This is a genomic window from Monashia sp. HAY1-5C (genome assembly GCF_056755255.1).
This window is the reverse complement of the sequence record NZ_JBPGXG010000179.1, coordinates 1-7741: the sequence shown is the minus strand read 5'-3', so window position 1 is coordinate 7741 and position 7741 is coordinate 1. Positions and strand designations below refer to the sequence as shown.

Genomic DNA, 7741 nt, shown 5'->3' with positions numbered 1-7741 from the left:
CAACCACCACCGACCCCACACCGCCTGCGGGAACAAGCCACCCATCACCCGCTTAACCAACCTGTCGGGTCAGTACACCTAGGTCCGCAGAGGGTGACGGCGCGGCGGTGGGTCCTAGGTACGCAGAGGGTGACGGCGCGGCGGGGTGAAGTCGACGAGGCCGAGGTGCAGGACGCCGCCCGTGGGCGCGGCGTAGCGGCGACCGAGCCGCGGGCGAGGCCGGCCCGGCGGTGCACCGGCGACCGGTCGCGCACCGGGTCGGACCGGCGGCCCGGTCGAGAGGGACCGACGAACCTGACCACCTGAACCGGTCGGCTCGGCCAGGCTCCCGGTATGGACGGTGCGGCGCATCGGGCCGATGGGGCGCCCGAGCCGCGTCGTGAACTCCAGGCCCTCAGGGGCAGCAGGGTCGCCCACGACGGTGAACTCGCCGCGGTGGTGCGCGTCGTGGTGGAAGGGGCACAGCGACAGGAGGTTCGCCAGGTCGGTGGCACCGCCGTCGCGCCAGTGGACCAGGTGGTGGACCTCGACGGACGCGGTCGCGCCGCAGCCCGGAAAACGGCAGCCGCGGTCACGGTCGTCGACGAGGACCTTGGTGCGGTGGGGCACCACCCGCCGACTGCGCCCGACGTTGACGGGGCGGCCCTCGGTCGTCCACACCGGCGTCAGGTTGCCGTCGCACGTGAGCCCGTCCACGATGCCTCGGGGCAGGCGCGGCGTGCCGGTGAGCCAACCCCCGTCGGTGTCGAGGAAGACGTGGACGCGGTAGCGCGAGCGTCGCCCCGGCGTCGCGCCACCTGCCAGTGACCGCTCGGCCATGAGGGTGAGCGCGTCGGCCCACGTGACGCCGGGATGTCCACCGGCGGCCTCGTCGACGAGGAGAGCCGGAGTGCTGTCCTCGCTCGACCCGGCGGTGTGGAAGAGATGGTCGCGGGCCTCGCGCAGCGCTGCCTCGACGAGGGCCCCGATCTCCGGTGGGGCGTCGTAGCGCAGCCGGAACCGGCCCTCTTCATCGGTGCCCATGGACAGCGACGGCGGCGCGACGAGTGGCCGACGAGACTCGGCCTGCTCGGAGGGCTGGATCTCGCCCTCGGCGTCGAACGTCTCCGGCTCGAGCGTGAAGTCGTAGCGGCTGACGGTGCGGTGCAGCTGGGTGACCGTCGCGTGCGTGGCGAACTCCGCGACCGTCGCGTCGAACTCGGGCGGGGTGTGCCGCGCCACCACGGCCGCCTGGTCGAGCGAGAGCCGACCGTCGTGCAGGGCAGCCGAGGTCAGTGGCAGCTCGCCGGCCCGGCGCGCGACCAGCACGATCGCCCGCGCCTGGCCGCGCGAGAGGCCCGCCCGCACCATGAGCCAGTGCTCGGGCGAGCGGATGCCGGAGGCCTGCCAGGACCCCTCGGTCAGGGCGTGCTCGACGAGCCGGACGAGGCGCCCGTGCGCGTCGTGGAGGTCGGCGGCGAGGGCCGCGACGAGGTCCCAGTCCGCCTCGATCGCCTCCGCCGTCGCCATGCCCCAATCGTCCAAGTGTTCGAAGCGGCGGCCCAGACTTCTCCACAGCGATGAGGTCGCGCGCGACGCGGCGCCGTCGACCTGACGACGGTCCCAGCACCCGTGCCTCAGTAGCTTCTCGTGGCGATGGCGTCGACGGACGGCGTCACGGATGACGACCACGATCACCCGATGCGTCGTGGGGCCGAACGTGCCCGGGCCTCCGCGGGCCGGTGATGGTCGTCGTCCGGAACGACGGGACCGGCTGCCGAGGCCCCGGGCCGTCGGGTCCGGTTCGTCCGCGCGAGGCCGCTACCGTCGGAGCCATGACGGCACCCGACAGCGTCGTCCGGCTCGTCCGGTCGACCGCGCTCACCGACACCGCGCCGTACGCGTACGCGTCGACGACGCACGGGCCCGCCCGCCTCGTCTTCACGGCAGGGGCCTGTCCCCTCGACGCCGACGGGGCCACGGTGGCGCCCGGCGACATCGCGGCCCAGGCACGGCAGTGCATCGCCAACCTCGTCACCGCCCTCGCCGAGTCCGGCGCCCGTCTCGTCGACGTCGTCTACACGCGTGTCCTCGTGGCGACGACTGTGCGCGAGGACCTCGTCACCGCCTGGACGGTCGTCCACGACGCGTTCGGCGAGCACGAGGTGCCGAGCACCCTGCACGGCGTCACCGTGCTCGGCTACGCCGACCAGCTCGTCGAGATCGAGGCCGTGGCCGCCCTTCCCGGCGCCTGACTCGGCGTCCGACGCCCGTGGGCGGGCTCAGACGGGCGGGTCGGGCTCGTGGGTGGTGACGATGTCGTTGGCGGCGGCCCATGCCGTGATGTCGCGCTTCTCGATCGCGGTCGCCATGAGGTCGGGGAAGCGGTCGGGGGTGCACGCGAACGCCGGGACGCCGACGGCCGCCAGCGCGGCCGCGTGCTCCGCGTCGTAGCTCGGGCTGCCCGAGTCGCTGAGCGCGAGCAGGGCGACCATCGTCGCACCGGAGGCGACGACCGAGGACGCCCGCCGCACCATCTCCTCGGCGATGCCGCCCTCGTAGAGGTCGCTGATGAGCACGAGGATCGTGTCGGCGGGCTGCTCGATGAGCGACTCGCAGTACGCCAGGGCCCGGTTGATGTCGGTGCCGCCACCGAGCTGCACGCCGAAGAGGACGTCGACGGGGTCGTCGAGCTCGTCGGTGAGGTCGACGACCTGGGTGTCGAAGACGACGAGCCTCGTCTCGACCGACCGCAGCGAGGCGAGCACCGCCCCGAAGACGCTCGCGTACACGACCGACTCGGCCATCGACCCGGACTGGTCGATGCAGAGGATGACCTGGCGCTCGACGCGGTGGGCCCGGCGCGCGTACCCGACGAGCCGCTCGGGCACGACGGTCCGCAGGTCGGGCTGGTAGTGCCGCAGGTTGGCCGCGATGGTGCGGTTCCAGTCGATGTCGGAGTGCCGCGGGCGGCGGGTGCGGGCCGCGCGGTTCAGCGCCCCGGTGACGGCCTCGACGGTCCGCTGCCGCAGCCGCTCCTCGAGCTGGTCGGTGACGGTGCGCACGACGCCCCGGGCGGTGGCGCGGGACCGCTCGGGGATGACGCGACCCAGGCCGACGAGCGTCGAGACGAGGTTGACGTCGGGCTGGACGGCCTCCATGAGCTCCGGCTCGAGGAGCAGCTGGGTCAGGCCGAGCCGGTCCATCGCGTCGGCCTGCATGACCTGCACGACCGACGACGGGAAGTAGCCCCGGATGTCGCCGAGCCACCGCGCCACCCGGGGCGCGGACGCGCCGAGCCCGCCCTTGCGCTGCCCGTCGTACAGCTCGCGCAGCGCCTCGTCGCGCTTGACGTCGTCCGCGTCGAGCGACGCCGCGTCGCCGATGCCGTCGGCCTCCTCGCCACCGAGGACGAGACGCCAGCGGGTCAGCCGGTCGCGACGCGTCGGGGTGACGCTGCCGGTCGCCGGAGCGCCGGCCTCCGGTGTCGGGTCGTCGCTCATCGCGGGCCTCCCACGGTGTCGAGCCCGAGCAGGCGGGCGACGGTGGCGACGGCCGGCGCCGCACGCTCGAGGTCGACGGATGCCGGGGCGTCCTCCGCGTCGGCGCGGCCGCCCGTGCCGAGCGCGGTCAGGTGCCGGCCGATGAGCCGGCGTTCGGCCTGCTCGTACCGCGAGAACGTCCGTCGGACGAGGGGCAGCAGGTCCTCGAAGACGGCGTCGGGCACGCCGGCGAGCCAGTCGTCGATGAGGGCGAGGAGCGTGTCGTCGGTGACGAGGAGCAGCGCCTCCCCCGTGAGGAACCCGTCGACCCAGGCGGCGGTCGCCGGTGCGCTCGCGCCGGTCGACAGCCGTCGGCTCAGCCGGCCGGCGGCCTCGTCGCGCGCCAGCTGTCCGGCGTCGAGCAGGAGGCGGTTGGCGCGTCCGCCCACGGCCCCGTGGATGCTCTCGTCGGCGGCGACCGCGGCCAGGGCCCGCTGCCACGGCTCGCGCAGGTCCGGCAGGTCGAGGAGCGCGACGCCGCGGTCGGCGGCCTCGACCGCGGCGCGCATCGCGGCGGCCGCGTCGTCGTCGAGCGACGCGCACGCCGACCGCAGGCCGACCGAGGCCCGGACCACGACGGTGCGCAGCACGTGCTCGACCTCGCCGACGTCGACGCCGCGCACGTCGCCGTAGCGGCACGTGCGGGCCAGCGGCTCGACGGTGTCGAGGAGGGCCCGGGTGTCGTGCTGGCGGGCGGTGCGGTCGGCCAGGGCCGCGACGACGGCCCGCAGCGCGCCGGGCAGCTCGGCGAGGAGGCACTGCTCGACGAGGGCCCCGAGGCGGCCGAGGTCGTCGGTACTGCCGGCCTCGTCGGCGACCTTGGCCTCGGCGGCGCTCTGCACCGTGTTGCCCCAGAGGCTCGCCTCGACGACCGACACGGCGAGCTCGGGGTCCCACTCCAGCTGCCACGCCTCCTTGAAGGTGCCCGTGGACCGGCCGGCGTCGACCTGCTCGCCCCACGGGACCCCGAGCAGCCGCAGCCGGTGCAGGAGCACCGAGCGAGCCAGCTGCGCCTCGCGCCGCAGGTCCAGCTGCACGGTCGTCGCCGAGGCGGAGGGCTTGAGCCGCAAGGACCTCTGCTGTCGGGCCAGGTCGGACGCGAGGGGCACCCTCGGGGTCGAGTCGGGCACCCGACCGAGCAGCTCGCCGACGACGATGCGCCGGTCGACGAGCCGCAGCGGCAGGTCCGACCCGTCGGTGAGCACAGCGCGAGCCGAGTCGGTCAGCTCGGCGAGGCCCACCGACGGGCGGCCTCGCACCGCGGCGAGCGCGTCGGCCAGCCGGGTGGCCTCCACGACGGCGGCCGTCGAGGTGTCGAGGTCCTCCTCGCGCAGCGCCCGCGCCACGCGGACGAACCACGAGGGCACGACCTCGTCCTCGGGCGTGACGAACAGGTGCTGGTACCAGCCGGGTGAGCGGACGCCCGCGCCGTAGCCGCTCGCGTACGCGAGGCGCGCGGCGGTCCACGGCGCCCAGGTCGCGGCGACCTTGACCCTGGGCAGCTTCGCGAGGAGGGCGTTGTCGCGCCCCGCCGGGGGGAACGTGTCGGGGTCGAGCACCGGGGCGTGGAAGGCGCCGCACACGACGGCGACGCGTTCGCGGCCGGCCTTGACCTCCGCACGGATCACCTTGCGCATGAAGGCTTCCCGCCGCGCGTCGTCGCCGACGGTCGTGCCGCCGCGGACGTCGCGCATCGCCTCGCGCAGGAACCGGAAGTGCTCGAGCGAGGACGTGCGGCGGTGCTCGACGGCGTCCTCCCACCAGCGCTCCGGGTCGTCGTGCCCGGCGGCGCGGGCCAGCGTCGAGAGCGGGTCGACGCGTTCGCGCACGACGCCCTGGGCCGGCCCCTCCCAGGCGCCGCCGTCGTCGGCGCCGGCATCGTCGGCGTCGCGGTCGCCCTCGGTGGCCTCTGCGGCGTCCCCCACCCCCGGGGCCAGGAAGTGCGCCGCGGGCAGGTCGGCGAACCGGACGGGGACGCCGCGCGCCAGCGCCCACTGGAGCGCCACCCACTCCGGGGAGAAGACCGCGAACGGGTAGAACGCCGCCCGACGCGGGTTGTCGACGGCGTAGACGAGGCCGGCGACCGGTGGCACGAGGTCGGGGTCGGCGGCGAGGGGCAGCAGGGCGTCGAGCTCGGGCGGTCCCTCGACGACGACGGAGTCGGGGTCGAGTTCGTCGAGGGCGCGCGCCACCGACCGGGCCGAGCCGGGCCCGTGGTGGCGGATGCCGAGCACCTCGACGGTCATGCCGAGCCCGTCAGCCCAGCTCGCGGCACGCGCGGTAGAGGTCGGTCCACTCGCGACGGTCCTTGACGACGGTCTCGAGGTACTCCTGCCAGACGATGCGGTCCTGGACCGGGTCCTTGACGACCGCGCCGACGAGCCCGGCCGCGACGTCGTCGGCCCGCACGACGCCGTCACCGAAGTGCGCCGCGAGGGCGACCCCGTTCGTCATGACCGAGATGGCCTCGGCCGTCGAGAGCGTCGCGGACGGCGACTTGACGGTGGTGCGCTGGTCGGCCGTGACGCCGGACCGGAGCTCCCGGAACACCTGGACGACGCGCTCGATCTCGGCCAGCGACTCGAGCTCGGCCGGCAGCTGCAGGCTGCGGCCGAGCGACGCGACGCGGGTGCGGACGATCTCGACCTCCTGCTCGAGGGTGTCCGGCAGCGGCAGGACGACGGTGTTGAAGCGTCGTTTGAGCGCCGAGGAGAGCTCGTTCACGCCCTTGTCGCGGTTGTTGGCGGTCGCGATGACGTTGAAGCCGGGGCGGGCCTGCACCTCGGAGTCGAGCTCGGGCACGGGCAGCGTCTTCTCGGACAGGATGGTGATGAGGGAGTCCTGCACGTCGGCCGGGATGCGGGTCAGCTCCTCGATGCGCACGAGGGCGCCGGTCTCCATGGCGCGCATCACCGGGCTCGGCACGAGCGCACCACGCGTCGGACCCTCGGCCAGGAGGCGCGCGTAGTTCCAGCCGTACCGGAGCGACTCCTCCGGGGTCCCCGCCGTGCCCTGCACGACGAGCGTCGAGGCCCCGCTGACCGCGGCTGCCAGGTGCTCGCCGACCCACGTCTTGGCGGTGCCGGGGACGCCGAGCAGCAGCAGCGCCCGGTCGGTGGCGAGCGAGGCGACCGCGACCTCCATGAGCCGCCGCGACCCGAGGTACTTCGGCGTGATCTCGGTGCCGTCCGCGAGCGTGCCGCCGAGCAGGTACGTCGTCACGGCCCACGGCGACAGCCGCCAGCTCGGCGGCCGCGGCCGGTCGTCGACCGCGGCGAGGGCCGCGAGCTCGGACGCGTAGGCGTCCTCCGCGTGGGCTCGGAGCACCTCGGGGGTCGTGGTCGGCTCGGTGGTCGGCTCGGTGGTGTCGGTCATCGGAACGCCTCGCTGATCGATCGCTTGACGGAGTGGAGCTGGAGGAGGTTGCGCAGGTGGGTGGCGAGGGCACGGTCGCCGTCACCGAGCGACCGGAGCCACTGCTCGAGGGCCTCCAGCGCCGCGGGATGCAGGCCTGTCACGAGGTAGGGCATCGACAGGGCGACGACCGCCGGGCCGGAGGTCGAGGCACGCAGCCGGGAGGTCAGCGCGACGCTGAAGCCGGGCGACCACGGGGCCTCGAGCGCCGCGACCACGGTGGCGGCGTGGGATGGTCGGGCGATCACCTCGTCGACGCGGGCGAGCACGGCGCGCTCCCGCAGGTCGCGTGGCAGCGCGGGCACGATGCTCGGGTCCCAGCCCCGCTGCAGGAGCGCGGCCGCCCAGTCGGGGTCCCGGCGGGACCGCACCGCGCGGCGTATCCCCTCGAGGGCGTCGGTCGCCTGCGCGTCGGACAGGCGGGCGACCGTCGTGACGGCGTCGGCACCGGTGGCCTCGGCCCACACCCCGAGCGGCGCACCGGCGATGATCCGCTCGAGCCACCACCCGCGGGCGGACCGGCGCGGCGGCGGCTTGCCGAGCCCGTCGCGCCGACCGGCTGCGTCCGGCTCGTCGGGCAGGGTGACCTCGAGGCCGCGACGCAGCAGCCCCGTCGTGCGCACGAGCGGACGGAGCCGGTCGGCCATCCGTCGGGCTCGCGCCGAACCCGGCAGCCCGTCGAGCAGGTCGGCGGCGACCTCACGGACGCCGGCGGACCGGTCGTCGAGCTGTCTCTTATACACATCTCCGAGCCCACGAGACGGAGCTACATCTAGGAGGGGGTTTTTTGTTTGGGGGGGGGGGGG

6 protein-coding genes are annotated in these 7741 nt (G+C 74.8%); 1 reads left to right on the top strand and 5 read right to left on the bottom strand.

The genetic code is table 11. From position 1 onward, the window contains the following. Nucleotides 1-114 precede the first annotated feature (114 nt). Nucleotides 115-1509: an HNH endonuclease signature motif containing protein gene (locus ACR9ZK_RS19670; protein WP_481343659.1), complete on the bottom strand. Its 1395-nt coding sequence runs from the start codon at nt 1507-1509 to the stop codon at nt 115-117. Between the two features lie 305 nt (nt 1510-1814). Here ACR9ZK_RS19670 and ACR9ZK_RS19665 point away from each other — a divergent pair, with 305 nt between their 5' ends. Further along, the gene (locus tag ACR9ZK_RS19665) at nt 1815-2234 is read left to right on the top strand and encodes a RidA family protein (protein WP_481343658.1); all 420 of its coding nucleotides are present in this window, start codon (nt 1815-1817) and stop codon (nt 2232-2234) included. A 27-nt stretch (nt 2235-2261) separates the two neighbouring features. On the opposite strand, the gene ACR9ZK_RS19660 is transcribed toward ACR9ZK_RS19665, so the two are convergent. The 4 genes from ACR9ZK_RS19660 to ACR9ZK_RS19645 are packed head-to-tail and all read right to left on the bottom strand — an operon-like array spanning nt 2262 to nt 7678. Then, entirely contained in the window at nt 2262-3482 is a 1221-nt protein-coding gene (locus ACR9ZK_RS19660; protein ID WP_481343657.1) for a VWA domain-containing protein, read from the bottom strand. After that, nucleotides 3479-5767: a DUF5682 family protein gene (locus ACR9ZK_RS19655; RefSeq protein ID WP_481343656.1), complete on the bottom strand. Its 2289-nt coding sequence runs from the start codon at nt 5765-5767 to the stop codon at nt 3479-3481. The genes ACR9ZK_RS19660 and ACR9ZK_RS19655 overlap by 4 nt, the downstream gene beginning before the upstream one ends. A 10-nt stretch (nt 5768-5777) precedes the next feature. Then, nucleotides 5778-6896: an ATP-binding protein gene (locus ACR9ZK_RS19650; RefSeq protein WP_481343655.1), complete on the bottom strand. Its 1119-nt coding sequence runs from the start codon at nt 6894-6896 to the stop codon at nt 5778-5780. Then, entirely contained in the window at nt 6893-7678 is a 786-nt protein-coding gene (locus ACR9ZK_RS19645) for a DUF5691 domain-containing protein (RefSeq protein ID WP_481343654.1), read from the bottom strand. Before ACR9ZK_RS19645 ends, ACR9ZK_RS19650 begins: the two co-directional genes overlap by 4 nt. Between the last annotated feature and the right edge of the window lie 63 nt (nt 7679-7741).